At 40.1% G+C, this 20,263-nt stretch carries 17 protein-coding genes; 14 read left to right on the top strand and 3 right to left on the bottom strand.

Translation table 11 applies throughout. The annotated features are described in order from the left end of the window. Positions 1 to 31: 31 nt before the first annotated feature. Positions 32 to 1,549, top strand: a complete 1,518-nt coding sequence (locus tag ABJH64_RS03835; protein ID WP_348275333.1) for an FMN-binding glutamate synthase family protein — start codon at positions 32 to 34, stop codon at positions 1,547 to 1,549. Positions 1,550 to 1,703: 154 nt separating this feature from the next. Here the strand turns inward: ABJH64_RS03835 and lhgO are convergent, their stop codons facing one another. Next, positions 1,704 to 2,906, bottom strand: coding sequence for an L-2-hydroxyglutarate oxidase (gene lhgO, locus ABJH64_RS03840; protein WP_348275334.1), 1,203 nt, complete (start codon positions 2,904 to 2,906; stop codon positions 1,704 to 1,706). Positions 2,907 to 3,135: 229 nt separating this feature from the next. Here lhgO and ABJH64_RS03845 point away from each other — a divergent pair, with 229 nt between their 5' ends. The 9 genes from ABJH64_RS03845 to ABJH64_RS03885 all read left to right on the top strand — a co-directional run bounded on the left by ABJH64_RS03845 (position 3,136) and on the right by ABJH64_RS03885 (position 14,330). Then, entirely contained in the window at positions 3,136 to 5,550 is a 2,415-nt protein-coding gene (locus tag ABJH64_RS03845) for a DUF5686 family protein (RefSeq protein WP_348299014.1), read from the top strand. Between the two features lie 401 nt (positions 5,551 to 5,951). Continuing rightward, positions 5,952 to 6,947, top strand: a complete 996-nt coding sequence (locus tag ABJH64_RS03850) for a T9SS type A sorting domain-containing protein (RefSeq protein ID WP_348275337.1) — start codon at positions 5,952 to 5,954, stop codon at positions 6,945 to 6,947. A 7-nt stretch (positions 6,948 to 6,954) separates the two neighbouring features. Continuing rightward, positions 6,955 to 7,563: a hypothetical protein gene (locus ABJH64_RS03855; RefSeq protein WP_348275338.1), complete on the top strand. Its 609-nt coding sequence runs from the start codon at positions 6,955 to 6,957 to the stop codon at positions 7,561 to 7,563. 331 nt (positions 7,564 to 7,894) lie between these two features. Continuing rightward, positions 7,895 to 9,841: a threonine--tRNA ligase gene (gene thrS / locus ABJH64_RS03860; protein ID WP_348275339.1), complete on the top strand. Its 1,947-nt coding sequence runs from the start codon at positions 7,895 to 7,897 to the stop codon at positions 9,839 to 9,841. Between the two features lie 87 nt (positions 9,842 to 9,928). Continuing rightward, complete coding sequence (gene infC / locus ABJH64_RS03865; protein WP_348275340.1) at positions 9,929 to 10,483, top strand: translation initiation factor IF-3; 555 nt, start codon at positions 9,929 to 9,931, stop codon at positions 10,481 to 10,483. A 25-nt stretch (positions 10,484 to 10,508) separates the two neighbouring features. Beyond that, positions 10,509 to 10,703 (top strand): 50S ribosomal protein L35, encoded by a 195-nt coding sequence (gene rpmI / locus ABJH64_RS03870; RefSeq protein WP_348275341.1) that lies wholly within the window; start codon positions 10,509 to 10,511, stop codon positions 10,701 to 10,703. A gap of 111 nt (positions 10,704 to 10,814) precedes the next feature. Next, the gene (gene rplT / locus ABJH64_RS03875; RefSeq protein WP_091691840.1) at positions 10,815 to 11,159 is read left to right on the top strand and encodes a 50S ribosomal protein L20; all 345 of its coding nucleotides are present in this window, start codon (positions 10,815 to 10,817) and stop codon (positions 11,157 to 11,159) included. Positions 11,160 to 11,436: 277 nt separating this feature from the next. Further along, the gene (locus tag ABJH64_RS03880) at positions 11,437 to 12,630 is read left to right on the top strand and encodes a SpoIIE family protein phosphatase (protein ID WP_348334717.1); all 1,194 of its coding nucleotides are present in this window, start codon (positions 11,437 to 11,439) and stop codon (positions 12,628 to 12,630) included. 176 nt (positions 12,631 to 12,806) lie between these two features. Beyond that, the gene (locus ABJH64_RS03885; RefSeq protein ID WP_348274589.1) at positions 12,807 to 14,330 is read left to right on the top strand and encodes a GH3 auxin-responsive promoter family protein; all 1,524 of its coding nucleotides are present in this window, start codon (positions 12,807 to 12,809) and stop codon (positions 14,328 to 14,330) included. Here the strand turns inward: ABJH64_RS03885 and ABJH64_RS03890 are convergent. After that, positions 14,314 to 14,979: a hypothetical protein gene (locus ABJH64_RS03890; protein WP_348274590.1), complete on the bottom strand. Its 666-nt coding sequence runs from the start codon at positions 14,977 to 14,979 to the stop codon at positions 14,314 to 14,316. The genes ABJH64_RS03885 and ABJH64_RS03890 overlap by 17 nt on opposite strands. 309 nt (positions 14,980 to 15,288) lie before the next feature. On the opposite strand from ABJH64_RS03890, the gene ABJH64_RS03895 reads away from it, so the two are divergent. The 4 genes from ABJH64_RS03895 (at position 15,289) to ABJH64_RS03910 (ending at position 19,246) form a co-directional block, all read left to right on the top strand. Further along, positions 15,289 to 16,755 carry a DASS family sodium-coupled anion symporter gene (locus ABJH64_RS03895; RefSeq protein ID WP_348274591.1) on the top strand — a complete coding sequence of 489 codons (1,467 nt, stop codon included), beginning with the start codon at positions 15,289 to 15,291 and terminating at the stop codon, positions 16,753 to 16,755. A 238-nt stretch (positions 16,756 to 16,993) separates the two neighbouring features. Continuing rightward, a complete protein-coding gene (locus ABJH64_RS03900; protein WP_348274592.1) occupies positions 16,994 to 17,140 on the top strand; it encodes a hypothetical protein in 147 nt (48 codons plus the stop codon). 26 nt (positions 17,141 to 17,166) lie between these two features. After that, positions 17,167 to 18,564 carry a histidine kinase gene (locus tag ABJH64_RS03905; protein WP_348274593.1) on the top strand — a complete coding sequence of 466 codons (1,398 nt, stop codon included), beginning with the start codon at positions 17,167 to 17,169 and terminating at the stop codon, positions 18,562 to 18,564. Position 18,565: 1 nt separating this feature from the next. After that, positions 18,566 to 19,246 (top strand): LytTR family DNA-binding domain-containing protein, encoded by a 681-nt coding sequence (locus ABJH64_RS03910; RefSeq protein ID WP_348274594.1) that lies wholly within the window; start codon positions 18,566 to 18,568, stop codon positions 19,244 to 19,246. 132 nt (positions 19,247 to 19,378) lie between these two features. On the opposite strand, the gene ABJH64_RS03915 is transcribed toward ABJH64_RS03910, so the two are convergent. Beyond that, the gene (locus ABJH64_RS03915; RefSeq protein WP_348274595.1) at positions 19,379 to 20,251 is read right to left on the bottom strand and encodes an AraC family transcriptional regulator; all 873 of its coding nucleotides are present in this window, start codon (positions 20,249 to 20,251) and stop codon (positions 19,379 to 19,381) included. Positions 20,252 to 20,263 lie beyond the last annotated feature (12 nt).

Here is a 20,263-nt window from a genome sequence, read left to right on the forward strand (position 1 = left end):
TGATAACAGTTCAACACAAATTCCTATCTATATGAGAAAGCTTTTCTTCGGTTCACTTTTCCTTTTGGGATTGATTACAATTTTCCTGATGTGGTACTTTCAGTTTATGAATTTTGATTTTGGGAAATTTGTGCTCTACCTCCTAGCTGGCCTTTTGCTTCTCGGAGTATATGATGTGGTACAGAAAAAGCATGCTATTCTTCGCAATTTCCCTTTGGTGGGGCATTTTAGGTATTTGCTCGAGTCCATTAGTCCTGAGATTCAGCAGTATTTCATTGAGAACAATACAAGCGGAAGACCTTTCAGCCGCAACCTCCGATCACTTGCCTATCGCAGAGCCAAAAATGTAAATGACACCCATCCATTCGGAACTCAACGAGATATAAATGGAGCAGATTATATGGCGTTGAGGCATTCCATTTATGCCGTCATTCCTGATGAAAAAGATCTGCGAATCACCATAGGAGGCGCTTCCTGTTCACATCCTTATAATGCCTCAATTTTCAATATCTCTGCAATGAGCTTTGGGTCGCTCAGTGCCAATGCCGTCAAAGCGCTAAACAACGGTGCAAAAAAAGGGAATTTCTACCACAATACCGGAGAAGGTGCCATTTCTGATCACCATCGACAGGGCGGGGACTTGGTTTGGCAGATAGGAACTGGATATTTCGGCTGTAGGGATGAGCGTGGCAATTTTGATGAAAATAAGTTTGCAGAAAAAGCAGCTTATCCTGAGGTAAAAATGATTGAAATCAAACTATCTCAAGGTGCTAAACCGGGACATGGGGGCGTTCTTCCTGGGGTGAAAAATACGGTGGAGATTGCTACAATCCGTGGAGTAATCCCGGGAACTACTATTCTATCTCCGCCTTCCCATAGTGCTTTCACTAATGAAGATGGGCTAGTTGCTTTTGTTGGTAAACTCCGTAAACTTTCTAATGGAAAACCTATTGGCTTTAAACTCTGCGTGGGTCGTACCGAGGAGTTTATTGCATTATGCAAATCCATGATTGCTCAGCAGATTTTCCCTGATTTCATCACGATAGATGGAGCTGAGGGTGGGACTGGAGCAGCACCGCTTGAGTTTTCCGATAGTGTTGGACTTCCGCTTGAGCCTTCTTTGATTTTTGTCAGAGGTACTTTGGAAAAGTTTGGAATACGAGATCAAATCCGAATAATCGCCTCAGGAAAAGCACTAAGTGCCTTTTCTATTTTGAAATACATCGCGCTCGGTGCGGATATTTGCAATTCTGCTAGAGGATTTATGTTTAGTTTAGGCTGTATTCAAGCACTTCGCTGCAATACGAACGATTGCCCAACGGGTGTGGCGACCCAAAAACTAGCCTTGCAAAAAGGTTTGGTAGTCACGGACAAGTCCGAGCGCGTATATAATTTCCATAAAAACACCATCCATGCTGTCAAAGAAATGCTGGGGGCTTCTGGTCATCAGCACACTTCTGAGCTCACCATCCAAGATCTAGTTCGCGGGGATGAGATGGTCACTTTGGCTAACCGCTACTTCCCAGATTCTGTGAATACACAGGTTTAAGAAATTGGATAATTATCTCCCATAGAGGCTCAAAAGCGCAGATCTAGCAGGCAATAAATTGCGCCTTGGTGCCTCGGCGGGAGACAGTACAGTTGGTTGAATTTATACCTTCGAGGTTAGAAAAAAACCTCAAAAATTAATTTTACTCCAAGATTTACTGAAATCTTTTCAACGCCAATTCAGCAACCGTACCGCCTATAGCTAAAGAGCTTGTCGCGGCAGGAGAAGGAGCATTGAGTACGTTGATGGCATGTGCTGATTCTTTGATAGAGAAATCATCCAAAAGTCCACCTGTACGATCACAAGCCTGAGCTCTCACGCCAGCGCCACCCTCTACGAGATCTGATTGCTGAATCTCTGGTATCAATTCTTGTAAGGCTTTGGTAAATGCTGCTTTCGAAAATGATCTGTACATTTCGCCAAAGCCTGTTTGCCAGTATTTGGCTGCGACTTTTTGGAAGCCAGGCCAAGCCAAGGACTCGGTTAATTCCTTCAGGTTGATTTGTGATTTTTTATAGCCTTCTCTGCGAAAAGCTAAAACGGCATTTGGTCCAGCTTCTACGCCTCCTTTCATCATTCGGGTAAAATGAACTCCCAAAAATGGAAAGTTAGGATCTGGAACAGGGTAAATGAGGTTTTTCACTAAAAATTCCTTGTCTTTCTTGAGCTTAAAGTACTCACCTCGGAAAGGTATGATTTTCACATCAATCGGCTCTTCCTCACTCATCTGAGCTACTTTGTCGGAATACAAGCCCGCACAGTTGATCACCAACTTACTTTGGAATGTCTTTTTGGAAGTTTCAATGTAGTTGATGGCTCCTTCTTGCTTAATGGCTAGCACTTTATGGTTTAGTAAAATCTCACCTCCATTCTGAAGAATTTTACGTCCATAAGCCAGTGCTACTTTAAAATAATCTACAATTCCAGTTTGAGGAACATGGAGAGCCGCGACTCCCGCACAATGAGGTTCGAACTCCTTCAATTCCTCCATAGTAATGTATCTCGTTCCTTCCAGGCCATTCTGAATTCCCCTTTCATAGAGGTTATTCAACAAGGGCTTTTGGGCTTCTCGCGTGGCTACTACTACTTTTCCGGTGATCTCAAAAGGAATTTTTTCTTCCTCACAAAACTGAATCAACTCATGATATCCACCTATGCAATTGGTTGCTTTGAGTGAGCCTGGCTTGTAGTATAAACCTGAGTGTATCACCCCACTATTATTACCGGTTTGGTGCTTTGCTAGTTGGCTTTCTTTCTCCAAAACAGCAATTTTGAGGCTTGGACGCTGCTTTTGTATTTTAAGAGCTGTAGCCAGCCCTACTATTCCACCACCTATTACTACTATATCGTATATCATGATTTTACTAATTTGAGCTTCAAATATACTAGCGGATTTTCCAAATTTCCTTCTCTACAAACTTCCTTAGTGGTTAAGCTTTGTATATTTTAACTAGCCAAGTAGCGATTTGAAGATTTAATGAATTTATTTTGCGAGAATTTGTTCCTAGTGCTGTTGATCCTACATGAAGCATACTTACCTTTTTCTTTTATTTTTCCTTTTTAGCATCCCTTCTTTCGCTCAATATATGGTGAAAGGTAAAGTGACTGATTCCTCAACGGGAGACCCTATTCCATTTGCCTCGGTACTGCTGAAAGGTACCACGGTGGGAATCTCCACCGATTTTGAGGGTAACTATTCCTTAGGGACTAAATCACTTACCGACAGCATCATGGTAAGCTATCTGGGATATATCAGTGCTACCAAACCTCTGCTTAACCAAGCAGAACAAACGGTAAATTTCCAACTCAAACCTTCTGATTTTGAAATGGAAACCTTCGTGTTCACCGCGGGAGAGAACCCAGCCTTCGAAATTATCAGACAGGCTGTTAATCGAAAAAAAGACTTCGACAAAAGAGAGTTAAGAGCCTATCAAACAAAGAATTACACCAAAATAGAAATTGATATTGATCACGTCTCTGAAGAATTTTCCAAAAGAAAATCTGTGCAGAAAGTAACGTCAGTACTAGACTCGATCAAGCAGCTGACCAATGATGAAGGGGAGAAGATCCTGCCTGTTTTCTTCTCAGAGACAGTTTCCAAATATTACTTTAGAAATAATCCAGAGCTTCGTAAAGAGGTAGTGGAAAAATCTAAAGTAACGGGAGTAGGCATAACAGACGGTTCCACTACATCTCAGATTACCGGTTCTGCTTTTCAGGAATATAATTTTTACAAAAACTGGCTTTCCATCGTGGGAAAGGAATTTGTATCGCCTATAGCCGATGGCTGGAAGCAGTTTTACGATTATGATTTGGTAGATTCCGTATTGGTGGGGTCTGATTCCTGCTATCTATTGAAGGTCTATCCTTTGCGCGAGCAAGACTTAGCATTTTCGGGTACCATTTGGATCAATAAGGAAACATATAGTCTGAAGCAGGTCGATTTGACCATTCCAAAGGAAGCAAACCTTAATTTTATCGAGCGAATCAAGATTCAGCAGGAATTGACTGCAACCACGGCTGGCCCTTTGATTCCTGCTAAGACCAGAGTTCAGATTAAAATAGGGCAAATCACTCCTAAAACGGCAGGCTTGTTGGCCAAATTCTACATGTCGGCAGATAGCATTCAGATAGATGAACCTCAGCCTACATCCTTTTTCAATCAGCAAGTGGTCTTATCTCCAGGCTATGATGAAGGCACGGATGAGTTTTGGGAGGACAATCGCCAAGACATTCTCACTCAAGAGGATATAGCTGTGCTGAAAATGGTGGATACGCTGAAGAGAATTCCGATTGTGAGGTTCTACACTGAAGGGCTTAAGTTTTTTGGTACCGGCTATCTACCCATCGGCAAAGTGGATATTGGACCATGGCCAGGCTTTTTCAACTACAACGATATAGAAGGAGTGAGGCTGGGAATGGGCTTCCGTACCAATATCAAATTCAGTAAAAAGTGGGCTTTCTCGGGGTATGCAGGCTATGGTTTCAAGGATGGTCAACTGAAATACACGGGTAAAGTCACCCGGATTTTGGATAGGTATCACTGGACGAGTGTTTCGCTTTATACCCAGCGAGAGATTGATCAAGTAGGCTTGGAGATTGCCAGTTTGCAGGGAAATAGCGTCTTTCTGGCAGCCAGCAGATTCGGAACGCTTAGAAGACCTTACTTTAGCAGGAAGCATAGAATCGAATTTGAGCGGGAGTTTTTCAAAGGCTTTCTCATGTATTCAGATTTGAGTTTTATGAAATTTGACCCCTTGTATAATTTCTATTATTTGGAGAAAGGGACAGGTGAATACCGCTCAAATTTCGAAACTACCGAAGCTAGGGTTGGATTACGCTATGGACGAGATGAGGTAATCCTGATCAATGACAACGAACGAGCATCCTTGGGACCGTTGAGATGGCCGATTTTTGATTTGAGCTACGCTAAAGGAATGAATTGGCTGGGTGGAGATATCAGCTATTCCAAATTGAACTTCTATGTCTATCAGAAACTGAACGTAGGTATGTTTGGTGTATCTCGGTATGAGTTTGATGCTGGTAAAGTATTTGGTGAAGTTCCTTATCCCGTGATGAAAAATCACTTAGGCAATGAAACTCTGTTCTACACTTCTGCTGCTTTCAATACGATGAATTTCAACGAGTTTGCTTCTGACCAGTATGCTAGCTTGCGGTATAGGCATTATTTCGAGGGCTTTTTGCTTAACAAAATTCCTGTACTCAAGAAACTCAAGTGGCGTGCAGTTGCTAATGCTAATATCCTTTACGGCTCTGTCAGCAATAAAAATATAGCCAATGCTCCGACCGTGGATCCTTCTGGAAACCCCTTGGAGACCTTTGGAAGGCTAGACCCAACCAAGCCGTATGTGGAATTGGGTTATGGGATTGAAAATATCTTTAAATTCTTCAGAGTCGATTTCTTCCATAGAATGACTTATCTGGATAATCCTGGTGCTAAGCCCTTTGGAGTGAAAATCTCGGGACAGATTATTCTTTAGTAAAATTCAATATTAAACTTTCGAAATAGTTTGGATTCTTATACAGTTAAATTTACATTCGTAGCAATAGGTTAATGGTATTCTTAAAAATTTTTCAATATGTATCGTATAATCTTTTATTTAAAGAATTTAAATCTATTATGGTTTTTTAGATATTCTTGTTTATTTCTTTTTTTTGGCAACAATTGATAATCAGGCAAATGCTGTAGAGGTGGTTATTAGTGGGTCAACCACAGTTTGTCCAAATACCACAGTTACTTATACAGTAAATACTTATCAAATTCCTTTTGGTTATGAAGTTAATTGTAGTTCAATCGTTTGGAACGTTTATAAAGGAATAGAAATAGTAGGAGCCGGGAATGGAAGTAGCTTTTCATATGTGTTCGAAGATATTGGGAATTATGAAAATTAAAGCTACTGCTGGACAATGCAATTATTTAACTTTCGGTGGAACAACCACAATAGCAGTTAATTCAAGAGTTGCAGTTCCAAGTCCTGTTTCTGGGCCTTCTATGTGTTTTTCAGGTCAAACCTATCAATTTACTACTAGCCCTAGTTTGGCGAGCCGATATCCTTTCGGTTCTGATTGTTATTATCATTATGGTTATTTATGGACTGCTCCAGTTGGTTGGTCTATCAATGGAGGCATAAATACAGCTTTTACAAATGAAACTATAAGTGTATCTGCTCCTGTCGGTACTCCTGCAGGAAGTTATAACATATCCGTTCAAGGTTCGATCCCTTATGGTGGACCACCATTCCAAAATAATTCTTGGTTTAGTACGCCTAAAAACTTTTCTATTCAAATTGGTCCTTTCAGCGCTTCTCAAGTAACCGTAGCAGGAACGTCGATGGTTTGCAATGGGAATTCTTACACCTACACGGCCGATGTTCCCACAGGACATCAAAATGGGTACTCCTATAGCTGGACATATCCTTCTGGATGGACTGTTGAAAATATTGCTACAAATACCATCAGATTGTATGTACCTTCCTATAACTCATCATTTGGTCCAGTCCGGGTTTCTGTCAACAACGGCTGTGGCACCACTCCTTTGAGTGGCATGACTGTTTTTCCTTGCAGTTATATGATGTCATCAGGTGATTTTAAAATTTATCCTAATCCCTCATTTGGTGAATTATACGTTGAATATGAGATTGAAGAAAAACCCTTAAACCAAGAATCTTTTGATGGCGAATTTCTGACTAGGGAGAATAAACCGATAAATAATGTTTTTAGAGTTGAGGTTTTTGATCGAACTGAGAAACTGGTTAAAACTGGCGAATCGAAGGATAATAAAGTGTATTTGGATACTAAAGGTCTACAGCCGGGAGCCTATTTTCTACATATTTATTCAGGAAAAGATGTGTTGAGAGAACAGATTTTGATAAAATAGAGATTAAATGGGATTTTCAATAAAATTTCAACCATTAAATAATACTACGATGTATCATCAATATAGATCAACTTTTTTCTGTGCATTAGTTCTTGCTTTAGCGATATCCTTCAATACTTCAGCTCAAACCAAAACCTTTGAGGCTCGAAATGCACTTTATGTTGAATTCGGGGGAAACTCGGGAAGATATGCCATCAACTATAGCCGGATCATCCATCAAAAAGAAATGCTCAAGCTGAATGTTAGTGCCGGTTTCTCCATGTGGAATGATAAAATAGATTATCAATCAATAAATAATACAAAATGGCTACCTGTTGTTCCTTTAGAATTTTCGGCATTTTGGGGTAAGTCAAAACATCATTTTGAACTTGGTACAGGAATTACTTCCTATTTAGAAAGAAGTTTTGAAATTGATTTTGAAACAAATGAGGTAAGTGATAAAGTAGTTTATTCTGCTATCATTCCCTTGAGAGTTGGCTATAGATATCAGAAACCGGAGGGAGGATTCTTTTACCGCGTGGCATATACACCATTTGTTAATCTCCCTGTAGGAGGAAGAGAAGATTGGGTTTTCTCACCAATTTTCGCTGCATTAAGTATCGGGAAGAGTTTTTAAGTCTGTGGAAGCTTCATACCTTGTTGGATGTAGGAAAATATTGAAGATATAAATTTGAATAGGCTGGTGTATTTTTCTCTTCCAGCAATGAAAGAGCAAAGCAACTTATTTGTGTGGTAAACATTAGCTTGGGGGCGACTTCAGTCTCCCGTCTGCGGTCTTCCAGCCAGTCAAAACAAGAAAGTAAGGTTTCACCTATCATTAGAGATAATTAAAAATTAACCCCTCATTTCCATATTCCCTTCCCATATATTTTTCGTTTGCAGCGCACTTGTGCATATTTGCAACTTAATCTTTATGCCTGTTTGTATGGGCAGAAATAAAATCAACAATGTCAGATCAAATTAAAATCACCCTTCCAGATGGCACTGTGAAGGAGTACGAAAAAGGGACTACCGGGCTTCAGATTGCTGCAAGTATCAGCGAGGGTTTAGCCAGGAACGTTCTAGCCGCCAAAGTAAACGGACAAGTTTGGGATGCTACCCGAGCTATCAACGAAGATTCGTCCATTCAATTATTGACTTGGAATGACGGAGAAGGTAAAAGCACATTTTGGCACTCCTCCGCTCACCTGCTTGCAGAAGCATTGGAAGCACTTTATCCGGGTATCAAATTCGGCATAGGCCCTCCAATCGAGACAGGGTTTTACTACGATGTGGACTTTGGAGATAAAACTCTAGACGGTTCTGAACTCGAAAACATCGAGAAGAAAATGGTCGAATTAGCCAGACAAAAGAATGAATTTATTCGATCGGAAATAGCCAAGCAAGACGCGATTTACTACTTCAAAGGCAAGGATGATGAGTACAAACTCGACTTGCTTGAAGGACTTGAAGACGGTTCAATTACCTTTTACAAACAAGGAAACTTCGTAGATCTTTGTCGTGGACCACATATCCCAAATACGGGCTTTATAAAAGCTGTAAAGCTGACCAACATCGCCGGAGCGTATTGGCGAGGGGATGAGAAACGAAAAATGCTTACCCGTATTTATGGAGTTACTTTCCCCAAAGCTAAAGAGCTTACTGATTACCTGACTTTGCTGGAAGAAGCGAAGAAGCGTGATCATAGAAAATTAGGACGGGAGTTGGAGCTTTTCATGTTTTCAGAGAAAGTAGGAGCAGGACTACCACTTTGGCTTCCTAAGGGTACGCTTTTGCGAGAGCGCTTGGTGAGCTTTATGAAAAAAGCGCAGGACAAATCTGGCTATCAGCAAGTAACTACACCTCACATTGGACATAAAGTTTTGTACGAAACGTCTGGCCACTACGAGAAATATGGGAAGGATTCCTTTCAGCCGATCACCACGCCTCACGAAGGCGAGGAGTTTTTGCTGAAGCCGATGAACTGTCCACATCACTGCGAAATCTATAAAAACAAGCCTCATTCCTATAAGGAGTTACCGATTCGATATGCAGAATTTGGTACGGTTTATCGCTACGAGCAAAGTGGAGAGCTTCACGGCTTAACTCGCGTTCGAGGATTTACTCAGGATGACGCGCATATCTTCTGTCGCCCAGATCAGGTCAAGGAAGAGTTTATTAAAGTGATCGATTTGGTTCTGTATGTGTTCAAAGCCTTGGGTTTTGAAGATTATACAGCTCAAATTTCCTTGAGAGATCCTGAAAATCCTACCAAATATATCGGTGGTGATGAAAACTGGGACAAAGCAGAAGCAGCGATCATAGAAGCTGCAGCCGAGAAAGGATTGGATACAGTCACCGAACTTGGAGAAGCAGCATTTTACGGTCCAAAGCTAGACTTTATGGTGAAAGATGCTTTAGGAAGAAAATGGCAGTTGGGAACTATCCAGGTGGATTATAACTTACCTGAGCGATTCGAGTTGGAATACATCGGTTCGGACAACCAAAAGCATAGACCCGTGATGATTCACAGAGCGCCTTTTGGTTCTTTGGAGCGATTTGTTGCGGTGCTTATTGAGCACTGTGCTGGTAATTTTCCACTTTGGCTATCTCCTGAGCAGATTAATATTTTACCTATTTCAGAAAAATATGTAGGCTATGCTGAAGAGATTAAGGCTATCCTTGAAGACGCAGGAATATCTGGCTCTATAGACAACAGAGACGAAAAGATCGGAAGAAAAATCCGTGACTCTGAAGTTAAAAAAGTGCCTTTCATGCTGATAGTGGGTGAAAAAGAGCAAGAGGATCGCAAACTGTCTGTTCGAAAACATGGCGAAGGAGATCTAGGTAACTTCTCAGCGGAGGAGTTTATAAATTATTTTCAAGGCATTATTTCTGCATCATTGAGCAAGTAATACTTAGGTATTATCAGATTCAGTTTTTCTTAATTAGAAATAATTCCGATATTTGCATCCAATTTCATAAAAACAATCAACGCAAACTTGAGAAACCAAAGACAACCCTACAGAGGTAGACAGGAAGAACCTTATAAAGTAAACCACAAAATCAGAGCACGGGAAGTGAGACTGGTGGGAGATTTCGTAGAAGGCGGTAACGCATTACTTCCACTTGATAAAGCCATCAAACTCGCTCAGGACAATGATTTGGATCTTGTAGAGATTTCTCCGAATGTCGATCCTCCAGTTTGTAAAATTCTTGATTATGCCAAGTTTAAATACGAGCAGAAAAAGAAGCAGAAGGAGATCAAATCCAATGCGGCTAAGATTGTTTTGAAAGAAATCAGGTTCGGACCGAATACGGATGATCATGACTTTAATTTCAAATTGAAGCATGCGATCAACTTCTTGAAAGAAGGCGCAAAAGTAAAGGCATACGTACATTTCGTGGGTCGTAGCATTGTGTTTAAAGAAAGAGGGGAGATGCTACTGTTGAAATTTGCTCAGGCACTCGCAGAGTATGGCGCAGTAGAGCAGCTTCCAAAAATGGAAGGAAAAAGAATGAACATCTTCATCGCTCCGAAGGCAGGAAAAAAATAAATTTCAACTAAATAAATACAGCAAAATGCCAAAGGTAAAAACCAAATCCGGTGCAAAGAAGAGGTTCGCTTTAACGGGAACCGGCAAGATCAAAAGGAAACATGCTTTCAAAAGCCACATCCTAACCAAGAAAGCTACCAAAAGGAAGCATAACTTGACCAAAACAGGTCTAGTACATGAGTCTGACGAAGGTAGAGTAAGAGACATGTTGAGAATCTGATTCTCAGCTGTAGCTTAAAAATTAATTAATTAAGGTTTATTTATTCACCAGATAGTTTGGTCATCAAGATTCTGATTGTTCAGAACACCAACTGTCAAAAAACAAAACACTATGCCTAGATCGGTAAACGCGGTAGCGTCAAGAGCAAGAAGAAAAAAAGTGCTAAAAGCCACAAGAGGTTATTTCGGAAGAGGTAGCAACGTATGGACAGTAGCCAAAAACAAGTATGAGAAAGGTCTTCAGTATGCGTACAGAGACCGTAAAGCGAAGAAAAGAGAATTCAGAGCTTTGTGGATTCAGCGTATCAACGCAGGTGCAAGAATGCACGGCGTATCCTATTCTCAATTAATGGGTTTATTGAAGAAAGGTGAGATTGAACTTAACCGTAAGGTTTTGGCAGATCTAGCCATGAATCACCCTGAAGCATTCAAAGCTGTAGTTGAAAGAGTAAAATAAGGTTGCACTGTCTTATTTTATTAGAAGCCTTCCTTCGGGGAGGCTTTTTTTGTTTTAGAGCATTCTGAAAATCCTGACAATACATCTAAATTTTCTTAGCAATACCTTCCAAAGTCACAACATCCTAAGTCACAGCAGAAAACCATTTTCAGATCAGGTACTTTTCCAGGTAATAGACTATTGTTCACATGAGCTATATACCTTATATCCTAAACAGGTGAATTTTTGGAAGTAGTCGAAAAGTAGTTCAAGATAAAATATGTATTTTGTTGCCTATATGACTCTAACATCTAAAGAAATAGTTTCCTTCAAAGAATTTGAGAATTTGTTGATCAAAGCGACAAATACTTTAAATGAAGGAATTACTATTAGCGCGATGAATCAGCCTGACCAGCCTTTAGTGTTTGTAAATGAGGGGTTTGAGCGATTGACGGGTTATTCCAAAGAAGAGGTATTAGGGAAGAATTGTAGATTTTTACAAGGTGAGGATACTGATGAGCAATCTGTAGAAGCCATCCGGCAAGCCATTAAAAATGGGGAGCAGGTCACCGTAGAAATGCTCAATTACAAGAAGGATGGAACACCTTTTTGGAATAGGTTGTCAATCACTCCACTTAAGGATCATCATGGAATCACCACGCATTACGTGGGCGTGCAGTCAGACATCACTGAATTACGGGAAACGCAAAAAAACCTTCAGGAAGCAAATAGAGACTTGGCTCTATTTCAAGATAAAATGACGTTTGAGCTGGAGCAGGCTAGGAGGGTACAGAATTTTATCCTCCCATATATCTTGCCTCAGACCAACCTGCTGAGCTTTTCTTCGATTTTTGAGCCGATGGATCAGATAGGCGGAGATTTCTATGACATTATCGAAATCAGCCAAGGAGTATATGGAATTCTGATTGCTGATGTGACCGGACATGGAATTCAGGCGGCATTGCTGACTTTCATGACTTCATTTGCTTTCAAAAACCTAGCGCTGCAGACTTCTTCGACTTCCAAAGTAGTGACAGGAACAAATGAAAAACTCTACAATAAAATGCCTAGAGGGTCATTTATCACGATGTTTTACGCCGTGTATGATTCCCATTCCAAAAAGCTAACTTATACGCAGGCCGGACATCCTGAGGGCTTGGTGGTCAGGCCGAATACTCAGGAAATTATTGAGCTAAAAACCGAAGGACAATTGGTTGGGGCGTTCAGCAAAGAGATGGTCAACTACACAGAGGCGAGTATTCAACTTGAAGTGGGCGACAAACTGTTACTCTATACTGATGCTATTCTAGAAGTGAGAAATCGAGTTGGAATAATGCTTATGAGAAAAGAATTTACTGCTTTCTTGAAATCCAATTCCCATCTTCCTATAGCTGATTTACTCAAGAAGATTAAACTTTTCGGGCTTAATTACAGTGGATTAAAAGCTTTTAAAGATGATTTTACGATGATAGGTTTTGAAGTGCTAGCCTGACACTTAGCTGCTTTTCTTTTGTATGTATAGTAATATCCTTGCTGTTTAAAGTTTCCATTTCCAGTACTATCCACTTATAGAGGTATTAACCTAATCACCATCGTATCTCTGTGAAAGAGGTTTCTCGACCTCGGGCATGTCATTTGCTATTTTGGAAGCAAAAAAAGTAAAACCACATGGCCATCTTAGGAAAGCTCGTCAAAGTAGGCATAGATCTCAGTGCGAAAATTCAATTTTCAGAAGACTCTCCATTTATTGCTCAGGAAAAGCAGCTTCGTGAATTACTAACTAAAGCGAAAGACACCTCTTTTGGAAAATATCATGGATTTGAAGAAATTCTTCAATCGGAAGATATAGTTGCAGCCTACAGAAAAGAGGTTCCTATCTTCAATTACGATGATATGCATGCTCAATGGTGGTGCAAACAAGAGCGTTTTGAGGACATCACCTGGCCAGGTAAACCAAATTTTTTTGCTAGAAGTAGCGGGACTACAGGCAAAAGCAGCAAGAGAATTCCTATTACAAATGAATTTATAGGATCCATGCGTTCGGTAGGAACTTCTATGATAAATTCCTTACACGAGTTCGATTTTTCAGAAACTCTCTTCGAATCTGAAGTATTGATGCTGAGTAGCTCAGCCAATCTGGACCATAATGAGAATGGATTTGAAGAAGGTGAGATCTCTGGAATCAACGTGAGTAATTTCCCCAATTGGTACGACGTATTCTACAGGCCGGGAAAGGAAATCGCAGCCATAGATGATTGGGATGAGAGGATAAATGCCATCGCGGATGCAGCACCTGATTGGAATATAGGAGCAATTGCCGGGATACCTTCATGGGTGCTTCTGATGTTACAGCGGATTATAGAAAGGCATCAATTGAATGACATTCATGAGATCTGGCCAAATTTCCAAGTATTTGCATCAGGCGGCGTAGCCTTCGAAACCTATAGAGAAGACTTTGAGAAAATTTGCAAAACCCCGGTGACAATATTGGATACTTACCTAGCTTCAGAGGGGTTTATTGCCTACAGCTTCAAGCCCGGTTCTATGAATATGAAGTTGGCTCTGAGCCATGGCTATTTCTTTGAATTCATTCCATTTGATGAGCGTGGAGTGAGCGAGACTGGAGATTTACTTGAAAACCCCCTCGTATTAGGAATTGACGAAGTTAAAGTGGGAGAGGAATACGTGCTAATTTTGAGTTCTTGCGCGGGTGCCTGGCGCTATGCAATCGGTGATGTGGTCCGTATTGAAAGTTTAGATCCTCCTCAGATCAAAATTACGGGTCGTACCAAATTCTTTTTAAACGTGGTGGGCTCTCAGCTTTCTGAAGAAAAAATGGATAGGGCTATTTTAGAACTCGCTGAATCAAATTCAACTACAATTAATGAGTATATGGTGGCAGCCATAAAAAGTGAAACTGATGATTACATTCATCAGTGGATTTTAGTCTCGGAAATGGATTCAACGGATACATTAGCAGAAAAGCTTGACGAACTTTTACAAAATGCAAATAAAAACTACGCTGTGGCTAGGTCTAAAGCCCTCAAAGGAATTTCAGTAAAAACTATTTCTAAAGAGCAATACACTTCTTTTCTGGCCGCTACCAACAAAAAAGGAGGGCAGACCAAAACTCCTAAAGTAATGACTGAAGAAAAAATGAAGTCTCTACTCAAGTTTATATCTCAACCTTAGGTAGCACTGGAACAGGCTCATCTGGACAAAGGACTGCGCCACTTATGGACATGTAATATTTTCTAAGCTGATCCTGATAGGCTGGAGAAATGAAATCATTCTCAAGTAAATACTTTTTGGCTGCGATGATATCTGATCGAAATCCCTGACGTATGGCGATGCTATCCGCTTCATGTTCACGTTCGCGTTTGAATTGGTCTGACAGTACATATCTAATTCCGTAAGTTATCATCCCTAAATTAGAGTGATTCTCATAATCTACGATATGTCCCAGCTCGTGAGCAAACCAGCCTCTCAATACATCCTGAGGTAAATCATACACGTATAATTCTCCAGAATCCATCACCTTTTCAGCCACATCTAATTTATACCGTCGATTTTTTCCAAAGATGTCACCAAGCTCTATTACAGGCTGCGCTTGCATAGTAGATCCACTCAGATCGCTTCTGAGCACGTCAAAACCATAGTTATGTAAAACTTTGTAATCTTTCCATACTTCTAAAAACGCTGTTTTCACATTGGAATGGATTGTTGGCGAGAAAGTAGGCGGTCCTGTAGATAAGTCAGGCGTTTTGAAAGATTTGAAGAGGATTAGTCCGAAAGTTATAATTACCACCACCGCGAGCAGCAGTTTATGTTTGTTTTGCATTGGTTAAGAAGGTGCAAAGAACGTTCCAGCCGTACGGGGAACTTTTATTTAGATTTTTAAAAACTCAAAAGCATTCGAATGTATATCCGCTTTGACACCAATAACGATTTAACAGCACAATAGGATTTGGTCAACTTGAGGATTGAGGGCACTCCAGTCATTAATCTTCGTGCTTTGGTCAAATTAAGAATTATGAGACATTTGTTATATAATTTACATTATGTTAAATAAATATTTCTAACTCTTCATTTTCGAATAAATTCTTACTTTAAAGGCTTGGAATCAATCCTCCCCTGATATCTCTCTTTTATGCTCAAACAGCTTCCCAGTCTAGGGCTTTTTCTAGGACCTGTAGCCTCACTTATTATTTATTTTTTTGTCAGTTCTCCTGATTTGAATCCTTCAGCTTTGGCCATGCTGGCACTTGCAGTTTGGATGGCAATTTGGTGGATCACTGAGGCTATTCCTATTGCAGCTACAGCATTCTTGCCTTTAATAATCATGCCTTTGATGGGAATAATGTCTATTTCCGACGTTTCGAGTAATTACATGCATCCCACAGTTCTATTATATATGGGTGGATTCCTACTGGCCACGGGTATAGAAAAATGGAATCTCCACCGACGAATTGCACTTAACATAATAAATTTAATAGGTACAGATCTTCGCAAAATCGTTTTGGGATTTATACTAGCCACTGGGATTCTTTCTATGTGGATCTCCAATTCTGCTACTTCTCTAATGATGTTACCCATCGGATTGGCTGTGGTCAATCAGTTCAAAGATCAATTGGGAGCCACCAAATTGGCTATATCTGAAAGTTTAGGAAAATCCATCATGCTTGGCATAGCTTATAGCGCTTCTATTGGTGGCGTGGCTACATTAATTGGAACACCCACGAATACCATTCTTGCAGCGGTAGTTTCGGATTTGTATGGTTACACGATTGGTTTTAATGAGTGGATGCTTTTTGGCTTGCCTCTATCTCTGGCGATGCTTTTCATTTGTTGGTACTACTTAGTGAATTATGCGAATCCCCTACCCCTTCGGTTCAGCATTTCTGATGGAAAAAGCATTATCAAAGCTCAACTAATTAGCTTAGGTAGAATGAGTTATGAGGAAAAAATGGTGATGATCGTCTTTAGCTTAGTTTGTATTGCATGGATTAGCAGATCCTTTTTATTGCAGCAATTCCTTCCTGAATTAGACGATACCATTATAGTTTTAGTTGGTGTTGTAGCCTTGTTTATTATTCCTGCTTCGCAAAAAGGCGAGCGAATTCTAGACTGGAAAACTGCTGAAAAAATCCCTTGGGGCATATTAATCCTTTTTGGAGGAGGATTGGCTTTGGCGGGAGGTTTTAAGGAAACCGGTTTAGCTGAATGGATAGGAACCAGATTTACTTTGATTGAGGGAATTTCCTTTTTCTTACTCTTACTCATCATCATTTCCTCTGTCAATTTCCTCACCGAAGTCACTTCCAATGTGGCTACCGCTTCCATGCTGCTTCCAATCTTGGCTTCAGTAGCGGTGAAGTTGGACTTACACCCTTATGGCCTGATGGTAGGTGCTACATTGGCTGCCAGTTGTGCATTTATGCTTCCAGTAGCTACTCCTCCCAATGCGATAGTTTTTGGCTCAGGTTATCTTCAGATGAAAGATATGGTGACAGCAGGTTTTTGGCTCAATGTAATATCGATTATTTTAATTACCCTCATGGTTTATTTCGTATTACCGTGGATGTGGGGAATAGATCTTCTGAGCAATCCTTTTTGATTTAAAGTAATCATCCTAATTAACTTTTTCAAAATCCCGTAATCAAGGCTCAAAATGTCAATTGAGTATTCAGGAATAGTTGGAGCTACACTATCATCTTTTTAATTAAGAGTCGTATGAATGAGATTTGAATGAAGCAGCTCGAAAACTCATCCCCCAATACCACTCTTTCATCCCATACTTTTGCAATCCCATACTCTTACTACTAATCTTGAACTATCAATTAGAATGAGAACCGATGAACACCAAGAAAGTCTATTATTTGCTGATTCTTTTAGCGCTTATTTACAATATCCTCCTGATGATGGAAGATAATTGCAGTGCGAAAGAGGTGAATGAGAAGGCTACTTTGAACATTAAGACAGATCTGATTGAAGCAAAATAACTCAACCAGTTAGAATATAATAAGATATGAAATCAAGAAGCTTTGTTTTTAGAGATATAGAATGGTGGCTTGTCACATTTGTTTTTTTGGTCATTGTACTTACCAATATTATTGGTGGTATGCACTATGGTCAACTTGAACGGTTTTTAGGGGAAGTCTTTATGCCGATCACTGTCTATTTAGGTTTTTACATGATGCATCTGGTGATCATTCCAAAATACCTAAAAGACAAAAATGTAGTCCAATTAATACTTTTCAGCATCCTAACAGCAGTAGTTACAGGAGCTTTATCTGGAATTTGCGCCGCAGGAATGAATAGCGATATAGAAAGGTTTTTTCGTTTCTATTTTAGCATTTTAGCTCTTTACCCTGGCTATCTATTGACTGTCATTCTAGTAAAGAAGATGCTTCTGCCGCCAGCATTTAAGGATTTCCACCTCTATAATGGAGTAAGGTTAATCATGCTTCTAATATTTGTGGTGGTTTTCCTACTTGCCTCTCAAATCTTTGTAGATAGTGGGACCTACATTGTCCTTTTTATCATTATCCCTGCGATTATTCTCTTTGTGCTTTACAACTATTACCTGCTTTACAAAAACAAAATGTCAGGGAATAGTAAGGCTTACCGTTGGTTTCTGTGGGGTCTTATCTCACTGATAGCTGTCGTGTTTTTTATTATTGCTGCGGAGACTAATGTACCAGAAATCATGCTGCTGGGTCTTGGGATGATCATTTTGTTGATTTTTGTGATCTTTCCTCTTTCGGCACTAGTCTTTAAAAAATATGAAGATTACGTAGGCAGAATAGACACCCTTTCCGTTCAGGTAAATCAAAGCTCAGCCAACCTTAGTTTCCTTCGGTCTCAGATCAATCCTCATTTTCTATTCAATGCTCTAAATACACTTTATGGCTCTGCTCTGATGGAAAATGCGGAGAAGACTTCCGATGGAATTCAAAAGCTTGGAGATATGATGCGTTTTATGCTGCATGAGAATCAGATGGATAAAATCCCGCTGACCAGAGAAATCGACTACCTCAAAAACTACCTGGATCTCCAAATGCTGCGCTTCAAAAACGAGGAGAATCTTGACGTTCAAATCAAATTATCTGACGACATCTGTGAGGGAAGTATTGCTCCCATGCTCTTGATTCCTTATGTGGAAAATGCTTTCAAACATGGAATCAGCACTAAAAGTAAATCTTGGATCAAGATTAACCTGAGGTGCTTGCAAGGATCTGTACATCTAGATGTGGTCAATAGCATTCATCCCAAAAAGCAAATCGAAGATCCCCGGGATGAGTCTGGAATCGGTCTGGAAAATGTACAGAGCAGGTTGGCGCATTATTATCCGCAAAAACATAACTTGACTATCGTAGCAAACGACACCGAGCATTTTGTTCACCTTTCTGTGCAATTAACCTAATATGATTCAAGCCATAGCAATAGACGATGAATCCATGGCTTTGGAAGTGATCAAAGCGCATGCTTCCAAAGTCCCATTTTTAGACTTGACTGCCACTTTCACTGATGCAGTGCAAGGATTGGAGTACCTCAAAAACAATCCTATTCAGTTGGTCTTTTTGGATATCAACATGCCGGATATATCAGGCGTTGAGCTGGCTGGTCTTTTGCCCAAGGAGACACAGGTAATCTTCACTACAGCCTATTCAGATTATGCGGTACAGGGATTTGAACTGGATGCTCTGGATTATTTACTGAAGCCGTTTAATCTGGTTCGCTTTCTGAAAGCCTGTCAAAAAGCACAGGAATGGCTGGCTCTTCAGCCAGTGGATCTGCAGCAATTTATTTTTGTGAAGACTTCTGAGGGGCAATCCAAAGTGAAATTCAAGGATCTATTTTGCTGCGAGGCTACGGGGAATTACGTGACATACCACTTGAGAAATGAAAAACTTACCAGTAGAATCACACTTGCGGAAGTAGAGAAAGAGCTTCCCTCCTCATTCATTCGTACCCATAGATCCTATATTGTCAACTCTGATTTGGTGGACAAAGCTGAGAGACATCAACTGGTAGTGGAAGGGCAATCTTTCCCAGTCAGCATGACTTTTATGGATGATGTAATGCAAAGATTTCAAAATAATTGAAAAGAAAATCTAAATTTTCCAGCCAGACTCTGCCCATTTATTCTCTATTCTGAATTATGCGCTTCCTTGTAGGTATTGGAGGAAAACTTATTCTTTAAGTATTCAAACCATTTTATTGCTGTATCTACCCAATTAAAAATGCTCATTATATTCTTTTTTGTAATTGAGGGGAGTCTTCCCTATTCGATCTTTAAACTGCTTGTTGAAATTAGAAAGTGTAGGAAAGCCACTTTCAAAGCAAACCTGACTAATATTCAAGTCCTCATCTTGGAGTAATTTCCTGGCATTTGAGATTCGCACATCACCCAGAAAATCAGAAAAAGACTTATTCACTCTGGACTTGAAATAACGGCTAAATGAGCTTTCTGACATATTAGCCATAGACGAAACTTCTTGTAGCGTAATTTTCTCCTTGAAGTTTTTCAAAATATAATCGAGAATATCTCCCATTTTATCTTTTTCAGGTGTAGGATGAATGTAGGAATATTTGACCTGCGTAATAGGTATAAGATCAGTGGACTCAGCCAGCAAATGAAGAATCTGCAAAAGCATAACAATACTTGGTACACCTTGCATATTGACCATTTCCTTCATCATGTGAATCACCTTTTCTTTCGTTTCTCCTTTGATCTCCAGACCTCGAGCGGAGTACGACAGAAGTTTGGCTATTTCTTCAAACTCCTCTTTTTGTAAGGAGCCATCTCCCAAAAAATTCTCAGGAAAATAAATAACTATTCCATGTGTATCCAGCCCGTTTTCTGGATTAAAATAAGCGTTGTCACTTCTCCATACATGGGGCAAACCAGGTCCAGTAAGTACGGTATCACCTTCTTTGAATGGCTTAATATGATCACCGATGTACCGAGTCCCGCTTCCACGAAGAATTGCTACTAATTGATACTCAGAATGAGCATGCCAATGCTTGTCAAAATAAGGATCGTTCATCTCGCGGATTACGAAGGCTTTGTTGTCAGGTATTCTTGATTTCTGTAGTGGCGCTTTCAAAGTTTTTAGCTG

The organism is Algoriphagus sp., from assembly GCF_039969895.1.
Taxonomy (GTDB): domain Bacteria; phylum Bacteroidota; class Bacteroidia; order Cytophagales; family Cyclobacteriaceae; genus Algoriphagus.